General features: G+C 38.5%; 12 protein-coding genes. 3 read left to right on the plus strand and 9 right to left on the minus strand.

Annotated elements, in window-relative coordinates:
- Positions 1 to 29 precede the first annotated feature (29 nt).
- Positions 30 to 3,209: a PVC-type heme-binding CxxCH protein gene (locus BLR27_RS14885; RefSeq protein ID WP_090706194.1), complete on the plus strand. Its 3,180-nt coding sequence runs from the start codon at positions 30 to 32 to the stop codon at positions 3,207 to 3,209.
- A gap of 89 nt (positions 3,210 to 3,298) precedes the next feature.
- Positions 3,299 to 4,324, plus strand: coding sequence for a ThuA domain-containing protein (locus BLR27_RS14890; protein WP_090706195.1), 1,026 nt, complete (start codon positions 3,299 to 3,301; stop codon positions 4,322 to 4,324).
- Positions 4,325 to 4,420: 96 nt separating this feature from the next.
- Here BLR27_RS14890 and BLR27_RS14895 read toward each other — a convergent pair whose 3' ends face one another.
- Together BLR27_RS14895 and BLR27_RS14900 are read right to left on the minus strand one after the other, a co-directional pair.
- A complete protein-coding gene (locus tag BLR27_RS14895) occupies positions 4,421 to 5,377 on the minus strand; it encodes an acetyl-CoA carboxylase carboxyltransferase subunit alpha (protein WP_090706197.1) in 957 nt (318 codons plus the stop codon).
- A 200-nt stretch (positions 5,378 to 5,577) separates the two neighbouring features.
- Positions 5,578 to 5,793: a hypothetical protein gene (locus tag BLR27_RS14900; protein ID WP_090706199.1), complete on the minus strand. Its 216-nt coding sequence runs from the start codon at positions 5,791 to 5,793 to the stop codon at positions 5,578 to 5,580.
- A gap of 217 nt (positions 5,794 to 6,010) precedes the next feature.
- Between BLR27_RS14900 and BLR27_RS14905 the strand changes: the two genes are divergently transcribed.
- Positions 6,011 to 8,284 carry a cation:proton antiporter domain-containing protein gene (locus tag BLR27_RS14905; protein WP_090706201.1) on the plus strand — a complete coding sequence of 758 codons (2,274 nt, stop codon included), beginning with the start codon at positions 6,011 to 6,013 and terminating at the stop codon, positions 8,282 to 8,284.
- Here the strand turns inward: BLR27_RS14905 and BLR27_RS14910 are convergent, their stop codons facing one another.
- From BLR27_RS14910 to BLR27_RS14940, 7 genes are all read right to left on the minus strand, one after another.
- Positions 8,285 to 8,860, minus strand: coding sequence for a hypothetical protein (locus BLR27_RS14910; protein WP_090706202.1), 576 nt, complete (start codon positions 8,858 to 8,860; stop codon positions 8,285 to 8,287). It lies immediately after the preceding gene.
- A 32-nt stretch (positions 8,861 to 8,892) separates the two neighbouring features.
- Positions 8,893 to 9,744, minus strand: coding sequence for a ThuA domain-containing protein (locus BLR27_RS14915; RefSeq protein WP_090706205.1), 852 nt, complete (start codon positions 9,742 to 9,744; stop codon positions 8,893 to 8,895).
- 72 nt (positions 9,745 to 9,816) lie between these two features.
- Positions 9,817 to 10,209 (minus strand): hypothetical protein, encoded by a 393-nt coding sequence (locus BLR27_RS14920; protein WP_090706207.1) that lies wholly within the window; start codon positions 10,207 to 10,209, stop codon positions 9,817 to 9,819.
- A 54-nt stretch (positions 10,210 to 10,263) separates the two neighbouring features.
- Complete coding sequence (locus tag BLR27_RS14925; protein WP_143007756.1) at positions 10,264 to 13,101, minus strand: hypothetical protein; 2,838 nt, start codon at positions 13,099 to 13,101, stop codon at positions 10,264 to 10,266.
- 92 nt (positions 13,102 to 13,193) lie between these two features.
- Positions 13,194 to 14,717: a hypothetical protein gene (locus BLR27_RS14930; protein WP_090706210.1), complete on the minus strand. Its 1,524-nt coding sequence runs from the start codon at positions 14,715 to 14,717 to the stop codon at positions 13,194 to 13,196.
- A gap of 11 nt (positions 14,718 to 14,728) precedes the next feature.
- A complete protein-coding gene (locus BLR27_RS14935; protein WP_090706212.1) occupies positions 14,729 to 15,547 on the minus strand; it encodes a fimbrial biogenesis chaperone in 819 nt (272 codons plus the stop codon).
- A 70-nt stretch (positions 15,548 to 15,617) separates the two neighbouring features.
- Entirely contained in the window at positions 15,618 to 16,148 is a 531-nt protein-coding gene (locus BLR27_RS14940; RefSeq protein WP_090706214.1) for a hypothetical protein, read from the minus strand.
- Positions 16,149 to 16,969 lie beyond the last annotated feature (821 nt).

Consider the following 16,969-nt stretch of genomic DNA (forward strand, 5'->3'; position numbering starts at 1 on the left):
CCCTTAAAAGTAAAATAAGCATTAAGAACATGATAATACCTAAGAAAAAGAATTTGAAAGTACTGCTCTACACACTAACCTTGGTGCTAATTGCATTAACTGCGTTTAAGTTTACACAATCAGATTCAGCTGCATTAAAAATTAAAAAGGGTGATCACATCATTTTAATTGGAAATAACCTTGGCTCAAGGATGATGAATTATGGTCATTTTGAGACAGAAATGCAGCTCCGTTATCCGGATAGTATGCTGTATATCAGGAATATGTGTGACGGTGGTAATACTCCAGGATTCAGGGCACATTCAGGTCGTGCATTACCCTGGGCATTCCCAGGCGCTGAGAAATTCCAAACTGAACTTGCAAAAAACTCGAATAGCGAAGGGTTTTATGATAGTCCGGATACCTGGATAAGCAATCACAAAGCAGACATAATCATAGCTTTTTTTGGATATAATGAGTCATTTCAGGGTGCAAAAGGACTTGAAAACTATAAAGCTGAGCTTGATGCTTTTATCAAACATACCTTAAAACAAAAGTATAACGGAACATCAGCTCCTAAACTGGCTATTGTATCTCCAATCGCTTTTGAGGATCTTTCTAAGCAGTTCGACCTTCCAAATGGGAAAACTGAAAATATAAATCTGGAGCTCTATGCGAAGGCAATGAAAGAAGTTGCTGCTAAAAACAAGGTTCATTATTTAAATGTTTTTACCCCTACAAAACAATGGTATGATACTAATGAGAAGCCACAAACTATCGATGGTTCTCAGCTAACAGATGCCGCTTATGCTAAGTTTGGACCCCTATTAGCTGATGGAATCTTTGGCAAATCCAAAGTAACACCTGCCATGGAGGCCAACCGTAAATTGGTGCACGAAGCCGTACTGGAAAAAAACTGGATGTGGCATAATGACCTTAAGATCCCTAATGGTGTTCATGTATTTGGTCGCCGTTATAATCCCTTCGGTCAGGATAATTACCCTGCTGAACTTAAAAAGATCAGAGAGTTGACCGTAATAAGAGATCAGGCAATCTGGATGGCGAACAAAGGAAAAAAAATGGATCTGGATGCTGCTGATAAAAATACATCCCCGCTACCTAAAATAGAAACTAATTATAATCCTGAGAAAAACGGAAGCCTTGAATATCTCTATGGAAAAGATGCCCTCGATAAATTCAAATTGCCTCCAGGATATAAAATCGACCTTTTTGCTTCTGAACTTGAATTTAAAGATGTTGAGAATCCTGTTCAGTTATCATTTGACAATAAAGGCCGGCTTTGGGTTGCTACCATGCCAACATACCCCCATTGGCAGCCTGGCGATAAAAAACCTAATGATAAGATCATCATTCTGGAAGATACCAACAATGATGGCAAGGCCGATAAGCAAACAACTTTTCTGGATGGAATACACCTGCCTGTAGGTTTCGAAATTGCGCCTGAAGGTGTTTATGTTTCTCAGGGCACCAATCTGGTACTTTATAAGGACACGAATGGTGATGACAAAGCTGATTCAAAAGAAATTCTATTAAGTGGTTTTGATGATCATGATACACACCATGCGCATCATGCATATACTGCCGATCCTTCCGGTGCAATTTATATGGGTGAAGGAGTCTTCTTGCATACCAATGTGGAAACTTCCTATGGTCCGGTTCGTGCTACCAATGGTGGATTTTACAGATATAATCCTGCCCGCCGCCAGTTGGAACGCACAGCACAACTTTCCATTCCAAATCCTTGGGGAATTGCCTTTGATGAATGGGGACAGAATTTCTTTGCCGAGACCTCCGGACCAGATGTTCTCTGGATGATGCCCGGATCTATTAAACCAAGATATGGTGTCGCCACCCATAAATCTACAAACCTGATCGAAGAAAAACATCGTGTACGTCCTACCTCAGGGCTTGAATTTATCTCAAGCCGCCACTTTCCAGATGAGGTACAGGGTGATATGCTTATTAATAATACCATTGGTTTTTTAGGAACTAAAGAACATGCTATGGAGGATAAGGGAACCGGCTTTGCAAGTAAACATCGTCAGGACTTGCTGGTATCAGACGACAAGAATTTCCGTCCCGTAGATATGGAATTTGCTCCCGACGGCTCCCTCTATGTGGTAGACTGGCATAATGTTCTGATTGGACATATGCAGCATAATGTACGTGACCCGCTTCGTGATCATTCTCATGGACGTATTTACCGCATCACCTATCCTTCCAGACCCCTGGTTAAACCCGCTAAAGTTGCAGGAGCGAGTATCAATGAGCTTTTAGACAATCTCAAGCTTCCTGAATATCGTACCCGCTACAGAACACGCCGTGAACTTCGTGGTCGCCAGGCTTCGCTGGTGCTTGCTGCCATCACTCCATGGGCTGCAAAACTTGATAAAAAAGACCCCCGATATGAACATCATTTGCTGGAAGCGTTATGGGTTAGCTGGGGTTTGAATAAGGTTGATCAAAAATTACTTCGTCAATTGCTGCAGGCAAAAAATTATAAGGCTCGTGCTGCTGCAGTGCGTGTATTAAGATACACTGGCCATCAGGTAGCTGATCAGCCAAACTTACTGATACAAGCAGCCAAAGATGTGCATGGCAGAGTAAGACTGGAGGCAATTGTAACCGCATCCTGGCTGGAAAAAGCCAAAGGGCTTGCTATTTTAATGGAAGCTGGTAAACATCCTCTTGACGAATGGATGGTTCCTGCTTATGAAACAGCTCTTGCACACCTCAATGGATCTGAACGGGTTGTAAAAAAAGAAGAACCAATTTTAACCGATCTAAAAGGTGCTGACCGCGATCTTTTCATTAAAGGAAAGGCTATTTACGCAAAAGATGGATTTTGCAACACTTGTCATCAAAGTAATGGAAAAGGATTGGAAAGTTCCGGTTTCCCACCATTGGCAGGTACAACCTGGGTTACCGGAAGTGAAGAACGTCTGATCAAACTGGTGTTAAAAGGGCTTTATGGTCCGATTGATGTTCTTGGTAAAAAATATCCGGGACAGGTACCAATGACTCCTTTTGCAGGCATGCTCAATGATGATGAGGTAGCAGCTGTACTAACCTACGTGAGAAACTCATTTGGTAACAAAGCACCTGCTGTATCGGCAGAAAAAGTAAAAGCTACACGTGCTGCCGTAAAGGATAAAACCGGTTTTTATTCACCTGAAGAACTACTAAAACAACACCCTTTAGAAAAATAAGCTGTAAAGATCATGATCTTTACTTGAATTGGTAAACAATAGATCATGATTTTCAAGTTGATTATTACCAGATTGGTTAATTCAAGAAAATGAAGAACAATAAGAAAAACAGACTAGCAATGATCATCATGATCATTTTCATTCATACAGGATTAGCAATCGCTCAGAAAAGCCCGCAATGGCTTATATATCAAGGAAATGAAGGACCTGGTAAAGGGAAGCATATTGTTTTTATAAGCGGTGATGAAGAGTATCGTTCAGAAGAAGGTTTGCCAATGCTGGCTAAAATTTTAGCTGAACGTCATGGATTTAAATGCACTGTTCTTTTTGCTATTGACCCTGCAACAACTACTATCAATCCCGAGAATCAAACAAATATACCAGGAATGGAACAGCTTAAAACAGCCGATCTGATGGTATTATTGATTCGTTTCAGGGAATTGCCCGATGAACAAATGAAATATTTTGTTGAATATACTAAGGCAGGAAAACCGGTTGTTGCCTTACGTACCTCAACTCATGGCTTCAATTATACCCGAAATAAACAAAGTCCTTATGCTAAATATAGTTATAACAGTAAGGTTAAAGGATGGGAAGGTGGATATGGCAAGCAGGTACTTGGTGAAACGTGGATTGACCACCATGGAATTCATGGTAAGGAAGGTACAAGAGGATTAGTGAATGGTTTGATGAAAGACCATCCCATTTTACGCGGAGTAAAAGATATCTGGACTCCAACAGATGTATATGGAATTCGGGGACTAACAACTGATTCACAGGTTCTGATATTCGGGCAATCAAGCCTTGGAATGACTCCATCCGCACCACTGAGTTATGAGAAGTCAGTCATGCCGGTAGCATGGATAAAAAGTCATACCTCTGAAAGCGGAAAAAAAGCAAAGATCTTTACAACTACAATGGGTGCTTCTATCGATCTGGTGAGTGAAGACCTGCGCCGACTAATAGTGAATGCATGTTATTGGGCAACAGGCTTGGAGCAACAAATTCCGGAGCAAAATAACGTTCTTATAGTTGGCGAATACAATCCTACCATGTTTGGCTTTGGAAAATACCAGAGGGGATTAAGTCCTGCTACTTTCGAATGGAGGAAATAAAAATTAAAACCTACAGTCCATAAATGTAAAGACCCGAATCCTGCCTTTCAGCAAGATTCGGGTCTTTTAATAATTTATTCAGGTTAAAAAATCAAATCAGGATTCAACAACAACCCCCATAGAACAGAATTTTTCAATTCTATCTGCTATTACCTGATCAATGTCCTGCTTAAGAAGCAAATTAAGGTCTTCAGTGATCTTATTTTGTATTGTCTTAGCCATTTCCTCCGGATTATGATGAGCGCCACCCAGAGGCTCTTTAATGATCCCATCGATCAACTTATTGTTAAACATATCATCAGCTGTTAATTTCAAACAATCGGCAGCCTTCTCTTTAAAATCCCAGCTTCTCCATAATATGGAAGAACAGGATTCCGGTGAAATAACAGAATACCAGGTATGTTCAAGCATGTAAACCCGATCTCCGATACCAATTCCCAAAGCACCACCTGAAGCACCTTCTCCTACAATGAAACAAAGTATTGGAACTCTCAGAACAGACATTTCCAGGAGATTCCTTGCAATAGCCTCTCCCTGACCACGCTCTTCAGCTTCAAGCCCGGGGTATGCACCTGGAGTATCTATAAATGTAATAACCGGTTTATTGAATTTTTCTGCAAGCTTCATTAACCGGAGCGCTTTCCGATAACCTTCCGGATTTGCCATACCGAAATTGCGGTATTGACGCATTTTTGTATTCACTCCCTTTTGATGGCCAATAACCATTACTGTCTGACCACCAATACTAGCAAAACCACCTACGATGGCTTTATCATCTTTCACAGTACGATCACCATGCATTTCAATGAAATCATCGCAGATCATTTCAATATATGAAAGAGTATAAGGCCGCTCCGGATGCCTGGAGATCTGAACATTCTGCCATCCTGTAAGATTTGAATAAACCTGATGTTTGGTGAAATCAAGCTTAGCTTCCAGCTCAGTAATGGTTGCAGTCATGTCGACCTTAGTCTTTTCAGAGACCTGCTTAACCTTTTCAATCTGTAATTGCAGATCTGCAATAGGCTTTTCAAAATCAAATGTTGTACTCATTGGCTATCTTAATGATTCGGCTAAATTAGGAAAATTAAAGCTATCCCAAATAAAGCTATTTTCAACAATCTATAAATGTTTCCATTCAAGTCCGTAATAGCGATTAACATATTGATATTTTTTCTGTCCGGGAAAACAGTCCGGAGAGGAAAAACATGCATTTGCCATTTTCGAACAAATTCGGAATCCCAAAAGAAATTTCAGGGTTTTAAATCCTTTAATTTTTCTTTGGCCATTTCCCAGGTATTGGGAGCTTTCTTTTCTACTCCTGCATCATTTATCATTTGCTGAAGATCAGAAAGTGAATCAAGAATGGATTCTGCGCTCAGCCCATCCTTCTTGAATTGGATAAGATCGAGCAGAATAGCTTTTGTCTTTCCATTCTCGTCAGTAATAAGATTTATACCATTTATCATTTTCAATAGATTCTAATGTTTCAATAAAAGTAATGAACTGACCATTAAATTCAATCAGACATATGATCTAATTTCCAACAGCCATAAATGACATTAAATAGTGCAAATACAGTAATTATCAATTCCTTCAAATTCGTCACTTTTATGACCATTCTCATCATTATTTTTACTATATTAAAGCGAAAACATACAAAAAAGACAGAACGGGAGAAATTAAATGGGTCATTTACCAAAACTTATTGAAGATCTGGCATTAATACTTATTGTTGCTGCAATAACAACTATTTTATTCAGGAAGATAAAGCAGCCACTTGTATTAGGTTATATTATTGCAGGTTTTTTGGTTGGCCCCCATTTATCCATCACTCCTACAGTTGTTGATACAACGAATATTGAAACGCTGGCAGAGATTGGTGTTATATTTTTATTGTTTAGCCTTGGTCTCGAATTCAGTTTTAAAAAACTGGTGCGTGTTGGTGGTGCTGCCTCAATAACAGGCCTGATCGGAATAGTTTTTATTACAGTATCGGGATATTTAGTCGGACAATGGATGGGATGGTCACTTATGGATAGCCTTTTCCTCGGAGGGATGCTCGCCAGTTCGTCAACCACCATTATTATTAAGGCATTTGATGAACTTGGCGTCAAAACAAAGCAGTATGCCCAGGTAGTTTTCGGGGTGCTTGTAGTGGAAGATATTGTTGTGATCCTCTTAATGGTATTACTTTCAACTCTAGCTATAACCAATCAATTTGAGGGGACTGAAATGCTGTTTACTGTGGGTAAACTGCTGTTCTTTTTGCTATTATGGTTCATTGCCGGAATCTTTTTGCTACCCACATTTCTCAGGAAGGCAAAATCACTTTTAGATGATGAAACCCTGCTTATTCTTGCGATAGGCCTTTGCCTTGGGATGGTGATCGTAGCCAGACAATCCGGATTTTCGGCTGAGCTGGGTGCATTCATTATGGGATCAATCCTCGCTGAGACAACAAAAGCAGAAAAAATTGAGCATTTAGTTAAACCTGTAAAAGATCTGTTTGGTGCTGTATTCTTTGTTTCTGTTGGGATGCTGATCGATCCTGTGGCCATTATGGAAAACCGCTGGGCAATTCTTTGGGTTACTTTATTAATATTGTTTGGAAGATTTTTCAGCTCCACAATGGGTGCTTTACTATCAGGCCAGCCATTAAAACAATCTATACAGGTTGGAATGAGTCTTGCACAAATAGGTGAATTTGCTTTTATTGTGGCCTCATTAGGACTTGCATTAGGGGTGACAAGTAATTTCCTGTTTCCTGTTGCTGTTGGTGCATCCGTAATAACAACCTTTACAACGCCCTACAGGATCCAATATTCTGAAAAACTCTATGAACTTATTGTTCGTTTTCTGCCCGAAAAATGGGTCAATAATTTATCAAACTATGCTTCAAGCACACAAAATATACAGGCTGAAACGAGCTGGAAAAAAGTTTTTAAATCTTATTTGAACATAGCGGTTACAAATGGTATTGTTCTGGTAGCATTGATGCTTCTATCCATAAATTTTTTACTGCCTTTTATAAATAGATCAATAACAAATCCGGTAATTTCAGGAATCATCGTATTGGTGATTTCATTTGGCATTTCCGCACCCTTTTTATGGGCTTTAATGGCAAAAAGACCAGACAATATGGACTATAAAGAATTATGGCTGGATTATAAATACAGTAAAGGGCCATTGCTGGTTCTTGAGATCTCCAGAGTCATACTCGGTCTACTTTTAATAGGATTTTGGGTTAGCCGTTTATTTTCAGCCACAGTAGCTATATTAATTGCCTTACCCCTGATCATTATTGTACTCAGGTTATTTTCGCAAAGAATTCAAAAATTTTACCAGCGACTTGAAAAAAGATTCCTCAGTAATTTGAATGCAAGAGAAATTGCAGCCGAGGAAGATTCTCATTCGGAGAAGATCTTAAGGCAGCATTTTAAACCTGAATCTGAACTGGCTCCATGGCAGGCACATATAGTTGATCTTCAGGTAAATCCGAATGCCGACTACACAGGAAAAACTCTGGAGGAATTGGCATGGCGGGAAAAATACGGAGTAAATATAGCCTATATCAAACGGGGAGATAAACTGATCTATGCTCCTTCCAGATTCAAAAAATTATTACCCTTTGATCATGTTGGCCTTATTGCCACAGATGAACAAATGCTGGTTTTTAAGCCGGTTTTCGATTCAACAGAAACAGAAAATACAGACATTCCTGACTATGATGTTGAAGATATTATAGTTCAGAAAATTGTAGTAAATGAATATAATAAATTAAAGGGATTAACGGTTCGTGACTCCGGGATCAGGGAGAAAACCAATGGACTAATTATTGGTATTGAGCGTAAAAATGAACGGATCCTGAATCCCAATTCATTCACTGTCTTTGAATGGGGTGATATTGTCTGGATAGTTGGTGAAAGAAAAAAGATACAAAAGCTCAACGAAGTCTGATCAATCTTTCAGGGCAAGTAAATCAATAACAGATACAGAATTGATGATCTTTTTCCTTTCAGGCATTCCAAAACAAGCCTCATCATAATGTTCAGGATAATAATAAGATAATGTTTTGATCCTGCTTTTTGAAATCAGGGTAAATTCATAGGAATATGAATTATATACATGGTACTTTTTAGGACAGAAGTTGGATAGTTCCTTTTCATCCTTCATAGAAAAAAGCTCATTCTGCACCAGATTTTTCCATATCAGTTCAAGTGATTGATCAGGTAAGATTAGCTTTTCTAATTCCCCGGTATACTTGAATCCCTGAAAACTCTGACCACGGTGTGTCAAAATGAAATAATTGGGCTTTGATCCCCGGGATGAGGGAAGTACTACACGAAATGCAATCACATAATCGTTCTGTTTATGAAGTGTATCTAAAAATGGTTTCACCTTAATAGCATTGTATTCCTCTCCATTTTCAATGGGTATTTCATTCTGCGCAAAAAGGGCTGGAGAGAAAAAGAAAAAAGCAATAATAAAGACTGTTCTCAATGTGTAAGTTTTTGCTTTATGCTGTTGTTTCAAAATTTTAGTTAGAAGCCGGTAAAATCAATTTGCTATTTTTTATTTTTTCCTAACCAAAGAAGGGCATTGGTCAGCATGCTATTCTGAACATCATTATCAAAAGTAAACGATAATGTTTGATTAGTATTATCCAATTTATGCTCATAATCGATATCATTATGACCCATATTAACATAAAGCATTCTATAGTTTTTGTTCGTCCAAACAACCGGATAGTATCCTTCGTGCCAGATCTCATGTGCCTTCGGACCTGTACCCAGAGGGAAACTTGCAGGATCAATTGAGAGCAATATCTTTATATCCTGATTTGTTCGCAGGTCGTTTTTCCATCTGTACCATTCATTTGGAGCAGAAAGAAATGTATGCGGCAATTTTCGGGTTACCTTATGCTTTTGATCCTCTACCCTTAAAATTGCAGCAGTCGGCCTCCAGGTATTGCTTTTATACTGTCCGGATCCTAAAAATTCTTCATGGTACCAATCCCAATTTTGCGGGAATGATGAAGGACTTAATGCAAAGCCCGAAAAATGAAAGCCCATCCATGATCCTCCTCTTTCCATATATTTACGAAAAGCCTCTCGCTGTTCAGGTTTTTCAGGCCTGGTATCCAGAAAAATTACCACCTGATAATTGGAAAGAAAATCAGCATTCATATTAGTCCAGTCATTAGTTGAACTAAATGAGAATTTATTTTCTTCAGCAATTTTCGGAAACCATTTTAATGCCTCAGTAAGATAACTGATATGAGCCTGATCATTTTTCCCGGTATAGAAAGCTATTACCTTAAATTTCGGATCAACATTTCGTGAATAAATTTCAAGTACATAGAACAGGGAAAAGCATACAACTAAAAGTAATTTAATCCTGAAATTAATTGGTGTCATTTTATCCTCTCCTTAGATGGGATAAGGTAGAAAAAAAAGGAGAATATATCCGGTATATTAAAAATGAGCAGCCTAACGTGGATCTATCTGGTAAACGATCAGGGGGACTGAAGTTTTAGTTTTTTTGCTCCTATCTGCTGTAAGCTCTGCACTTTTAGAATTGGTGGATGCGAAAAAATAAGATGCTTGTTTTTTAGATGTTGTTGGAAGTTCCTGAATTAAGTTCTCCATATTTTCAGTAAGGGAATCAAACTGACGGACCTGAGATGTAGCAGGATGCAATAAAACAATAGTTTTTTTAGCTGATTTTCCTTTTGATGGGTCAGCTTTTGCTTGTTCAGGAAGATCAATGAATTTAACGGATTGGATGTCTGTAAAAGTGATAGAAATTGATGCAGAAGCTGACTGGGCCTGAATAGTAGAGGCAATGAAGCAGAAGAAAATAAATCCCAGTAAGCTTTTCATATTTATCTTTACGATAAATTTATAGAAAAGTTACAATAAAATAAAGAAATATTTTTACCTGTTAGGTAATTTATTTGGAGACGTGAATTTTTTAGTCTCGATCTTTCTTGGTTTAATAATAAGCTTGATCGTTATATTTTTAGGGGTCTCAGCATCCAGAACAACCATTGGAATATTCTTCTCTGCCTCTACTTCAGGAGGAAGGTTAGCACCATCAACTACCAGTGTATATTTACCAACAGGAAGATAGAAGATAATCTGACCATCTAAATTCGATTTGGTCATATACCTCACATTATTTTCATCGGTTGCAATAACTGCTATTCCCTGAAGATTTCTATTTATCTCATAGCTAAACTCATCAAAACTATAAACTAAGCTGCCCTTCAGGGTACCAGTTCTTTTCAATGGAATTTCCAGGCGATGTTTCTTTTTTTCAAGCCTGATATATTGATCGGGAGCGTACCAGCCTTTGTCATTCGTAATAGATACGCGATAATTATCTAAAGGCAATTTTTTATAGACCACAGAGCCGCTGGCATCCGCAATAAAGGCTACATCATTTATATAAAGCAGATGGCCATCGGCCCTTTGATCTCCCTGATCAAAAATATTATTCTGATTCATATCTCTATAAGCGATTACTTCCAGATCACTGTTGGTTGCGCCAACCTTTGGTAAAGATAACTTCTGTGTAAGACCTACTTCAAGGATACTAAACTGGTAACCGTTAAAGCGGTTATGATTTATTGAAGAGTAAAAACTGGTTTTCGGCAAAACATCATATTCTGCTCTGCCGGTTAAGAAGCTACTGCTGCCATAAGATGAATTATTCATAAAAGCAACACCCGCTTCTGTACGGAGTTTATTACGATAAAAACTTTTCCGGACAGTAGGAATTATACTCAGTATCCTCGGAGATTCCTGACTTCTTAAATAATTATTGACAGCTTCTCCAATATAAAATGTTCCAAATTGCAGGGTAGAACTCAGATTAAAAATACCCTTCTTATAATTCAGGTTTGAGCGAAAGTGAAACCGGGTCTTATCATCAAATGAAGTATTATAAAAACCACTTTCAGTATTAACAGAAAGATAATGATTATTTGCAATAGGGTAGTTTATTGAAGCATTGAGGTTCCAGTAGCTTAAATTATGAACAACATCTCCAGATCCGGAAAATCGGAATGAGTTATTAGTTTCCCTAAAAAATAAGGGAGAAACTGAAGTGACCATTTTCTTAAGGACGGTGCCTGACATTCCAACTTCTGCCCTCATGGTACTAAATCTGGGCATATACAATTGAAAAGTTGTAAAATTCTTAGGTGCATAATAGTTATAATCAAAACCTACCCAAACATTCGAGCTTTCTCTTAACCAGGTTAACCTTTCATTAAAAGATAAGGCTCCTCTTCTCATACCGGGATAGTAACCTGTACTGAAATAATTCGAGCTGCTTATTGCAAATTTTTTAATCGTTCCGGTAATATTTAGGCCACTGGCCAAACTTGCTTTAACTATACTTGTGCTATCATATTGTGAGGTGTTCCCTGCACTCAGGTTAGCTTGTATACGGAGGCCTTTAAATTTCGTAAGCGTATAAGTATTCCCAAGGATCGCACTATTGGCATTTAACATCGGATTAATTTCATAGATCACAGATGTTGAAAATTCAGAATTTTCTTTCCTGTGAGTATAACTACCCCAACCGGCACTACCTGTTGGCATAAAATTATAAAAATCCTGACCGATCAAATTGGAGTTTCCGTCGAGGTAACCGACTTCATAAGAATCGTTATTGGTTGTATCATTCATAAATACATTTGCACCTCTCCCACTCAGGTTTATATCCATATTCCTGTTAATATTACCGGCAGTAATACCCATATTATTTGATTCATAACTTACCCAGGTATTTCTCATCATTGAAGGCGAATAAGAATTCTGCCACTTGGTATAATCAAGGCTATAGCCTAATTGTCCTGATTTGAGTTCAAGATCTCCCTGACCATAAAGAAGGTATGACTGATTATCTGAGAACATACTTTGCGAGCTCAGTGAAATGCTATTGGCATTATAGTTATCGCTTTGTAATGGATCGCGATAGGCACGGTCACTTCGGCCACTTTGAATCCTGACATAGGCCATTCCAAATACATCTCCATTAGAATATAATCCGGTGAACGTTACATCAAAGCCTTCCGATGCAAACATTTTCCTCGTAACCGGCTTTGTTATAGTAATAAGAGTATCGGCAGAAGGCTGAATGACAAACTCTAAGGTTGAATGAAAAGCCTCGTTCTGGAATACAGGAGGAAATCGATTGATCATCGTAATGCGCTGAGCTGTATTACCCGGGTTTGATATCCTGACCGGAATACGTATTGAATCTGAGGTCACATCGAGGAGTATGCTTGAAACTAATGCGAACATATTCACATTCCTTTTAACAGATACCTGTACTGTAGATTCTGTTGCCAGCAACAGATTATTCTCTGTATCAGACAGGTTAAATCTAATCACATGTACTTTACCTGATGTAGTTTTTTTGGTTACAAATACCTTTACCGGTATAAATAGGCTATCGCCAGGTTGGATGTTGACTGCTGTTTTATTCTTGCTGATGAGGTTCATACTACTCTCCAGGTTTATATTAATAACACCCGAAAGCGGAACAGACTTTCTATTTACCAGCTTTAATGTCAGATCGATCAGTTCTTCATTTGAAGCATTAATTATACGCCTGGAAGGCTCAAGTACAATTAGAGAATCGGATGATTGCGCTTTCAACGCTGAAGAATTGAATGATAAGAGTGTCAATACAAGACTTAATTTCACAAAAAGGGAAACAGATCCTGAAATTTTAGAAAGCACAGAACTTATTCCGTTCAAACAATAAATATAGTTTGGAATCACCGATTGTCTTCTTCTCTTTTTCACCTGAATTATTCCGTAATATCCTTGTCCAGCACTAAAAAAGATAATTATTGAGCAATTACCACAAAAAGCACAGTGGTACTAAAAACACCTGATTTACCTGAGAGCCGGCTATCATTTGGCGCTGTATAATACCTTAGATTATATTCTACACTCTGCTGTGTATAATCAACCATTGGATTTGTAATTATAATCTGATCAGCGGTTGAAAGTTCCCGTGTGAATGTGGATACACCCCCACTTGTTGAGGTGAACTTTGTTGTTTCTACACTTACTGCTGAAACAGGAATGGTATTACTATCAGAACCTACTAAATTTAATCCGCTGGTTTTAATCAGTACCTGATAAGGCTGATAACCAACAATCCTGAGCCCCCTTGCTTTCGCTACAGACACCCCATTGGTATAATTTGCAAGTGTATTAAAAACAAGATCTATTTCATTGGCAGAATTCTGAAGCTCCACGGTATAACTGTTTGACGAAGAATTAATATAGATCGATACATTCACCGTACTCATAGAAACAAGCTCATTATTCTGATTGAACAATGAGAAAATCAAAGTTCCTGTATAAGTTCCATTTGGCACCAGCAAATGAATTCCTCCCTGGATCAACATATCAAATTTATGCTCAGTACCTGAATAAGCAACAAAAGCAGCATTAGATTGATTAATCAAAGTAACATCTGTATTATTGATCATTACAGGGGTATTGTCTACTCCAATTGCAAGGGCTGAAGGAGAACCGGCACTTACTCTGTTAAAGCGCAATGAAAAATATTGAGGCGCGATAGATTGACTGCCATTACTGAAATTACCTGCCGCCTTAACCTTGAGAGTCCAGCCTGCACATGATGCAGCATTTGGTGCATATTGAACACTAACTGCATCAGTTACCGTTGCTCCTGCTAATTGTTCTGCATAAGTACTGAAGGTATGCTGGCCACTTGAATAAGTATTTAATGAAGCCCCCTGACATGAATTACTGAAATTTACAACAAATGATGCCTGAACATTTGAACTCGTTGCAATTACAGTCCCATTCTTGGCAAGCAGGCTGACTGTCAATGTTGTACTGTAAGTTCCGGTTCCAACAGCAAGATGATTCCCACCCTGAACCTTCATGTTTAATTTATGTTCAAAATAATAACTAGGCGGAGTTCTTAACTGACTGCTTGTGGTGATCAGATTTTTTGCCAGTGTGGTACTTAAAATTTGGTAGCCGGTACCCGTTTCTCCACCCGGCCCACCGTTCGCAGAACTGAAACCTAAGGATACGTATTGAGCAGGAATTATTGTGCTTCCATTGGAAAAATCGCCATTGGCCTTAACAGACAGGGTCCATCCATTAGGGTAATTTCCATTCGCAAGATTATACTGTATTGTGATGTAATTCAAAGTGGTACAACCATTTGCAATTTCTGTATTTGTATTAAAAGTACAGGAAGATCCATTATAAGATGCTATAGTTTGTGAAAATCCATTTCCAGAATATAAAAACAGCAAACAAGTGAGCAAGACAGTTATTTGCAGACTTCCGTTCATTAAATACTTTCTGAATAATTCTTTCATTTTTATTTCGATTATCGTTGAAATTCAAGCTCAACAAGCTTCAATTGATCCTTGTCACCATAATTGATAACAGCAGTTGCAGTATATTTACCTTTGGACATATTGGGAGGTAAATTTTGTCTGACCAGGCGTTGATCTCCAGGCAATGAAAATATTTCCTGATCTTCCAATTTTTTCTTCTCTCCTGTTTGTGTATTTAAAATCTCCCACTTAATTTTTCCTTCCAGCCATTGCTTACCCGTGTTACTCAGCTTTAGTTCAAGATAGCCTCCTGTTGTTTTATCATCTTTGAGAGGGAGCACATCGGTGAAATTGATCACCTCAATATCTCTTTCATCAGCTTGTGCAAATGAATGATATATTTTAATTCCCATTCTGACACTCACTTTGATCGAAGTACCATCTGCTGCACGGCCGTCTCCAGGGTTTAACTGAGTCAGGAATAACATGGCAGTATGCACTGGAATCTCTGTATTTGCGTTAGCAGGCACAGTAAATACTACATCAAGTTCACGTTTTTCTCCTGGTCTCAGAGTAAAATATGAACCGGGCATCACGCGTACCCAATCGGCTGCAGAAGTTTTGAGTGTTCCGGCATCAAATGTCTGGTTATTACCCAATGAGTCATAATCCCAATCATTCAATGACAATCCAATTTCCAGATCTCTGCTGTTTGGATTACTCACTACAATTTTTTGTGTTGCAGTTCCACCGACAGCTAATTTGTAGTATAGTTTTCCAGGACTAACAGTCATACCAGCCTGTGCCATCAGATTTTGACTTAAGCCAATGATGGCTAAACAAAAAACACAGAAAACAATTCTTTTCATAATTACTGTATAAAAAAGGCCTTTTAAATAAGGCCTCAATATAACGATTAAACTACTATTCAATTGTTTCTTATTGTTGTGTTACAGTATAAACTACCGGAACAACGTTTAAACCTGTCGCTTTTCCTGCGTATGCACCACCCGCACCGATCAGGTAGGAAATGTTAAACTTGTTGGTTGAGTTTGAACCGCTCCATGATGTATTAGTTGCTGTAATTACGGTTGCTGCTGTTCCGCCTGTTACAGGAAGTGTTACTGCTGAACCGTAAGTGATTCCTGTTGCATTACCGTTATTTGTTGCTCCGATCGCTGAAGTGATCTTTACTGTTCCCGGTGCAAGTGCTGCTGTTCCTGTTACTGTTCCTGCGATCGCTTTCACTACGTATCCTCTTGAACTGGTTACACTCACGTGGTCTGTAGCAAGCGCTGTGATACCATTGGTGTATTTTAATTCTGTATCGAAGTTCACATCCAATGATGCCGGCTGAGTTACACTGAATGAAAGAACATCAGATAAGGTAATGTTAAGATTTGCAGTCTGTGCGAATGATGCTGTACTTAAGAATGAAACGAATGCGATTAATGCGAATATTTTTTTCATGTTGTTTTTATAGTTAGATTTTTTTTTCCTTGTTTGATCATACTAAGGCAAAGAGCAGTCCAAACCGCTAAACATGCCAAAAACAGGGTTTTTGAGGAAAAAAGAGGAGATTTAATGTGGGAATTTTTCCCAATTGGGGAATGAAGTGCTCATACCCCGGGTATGTTCAATGCACCGCTGTTCAAATGGCGCCCTTTGTTATTGTGATAAACACTTTGATATTCCGACGAATCACGCCCAAATTGTGTCGAAATGTTAGTTCGCTACAAACACTAAATTTTAGTATTTGTCGATCTTTTACCTCAATCTTTTACATCGGAATCATGGCCTAATTTGCACCTCCTTCAATGCCGATTACACCCATTAATTTTGAGCTATTTTTGAACGGTCTCCAAACGAACACTAAACGAACACTAAACGAACCTAAGACGAACTTTTTTTTGTCCTATAATTGCTAAAAAAATTCGATGTTTTGTCCTGAAGATTCGGACATTCGGGAGCCTTAAAATAAGAATAATTTGTTCCAGGCATCAGGCCCCTGCGGCATGCTGAAAATCAGATTGGTTGGTGGATAATACCAACCGCAGGAAAAAGCAGAAAACAAAAAAAGGGCCTCTTCCGAAGCCCTCCCTCATTCAACATAAAAACTTATATTATTGTTGTGTTACAGTATAAACTACCGGAACAACATTTAAACCTGTTGCTTTTCCTGCGTATGCACCACCAGCACCGATCAGGTAGGAAATGTTAAACTTGTTGGTTGAGTTTGCACCGCTCCATGATGTATTAGTTGCTGTAATTACGGTTGCTGCTGTTCCGCC

Source organism: Daejeonella rubra (genome assembly GCF_900103545.1).
In the GTDB taxonomy this organism is placed as follows: domain Bacteria; phylum Bacteroidota; class Bacteroidia; order Sphingobacteriales; family Sphingobacteriaceae; genus Daejeonella; species Daejeonella rubra.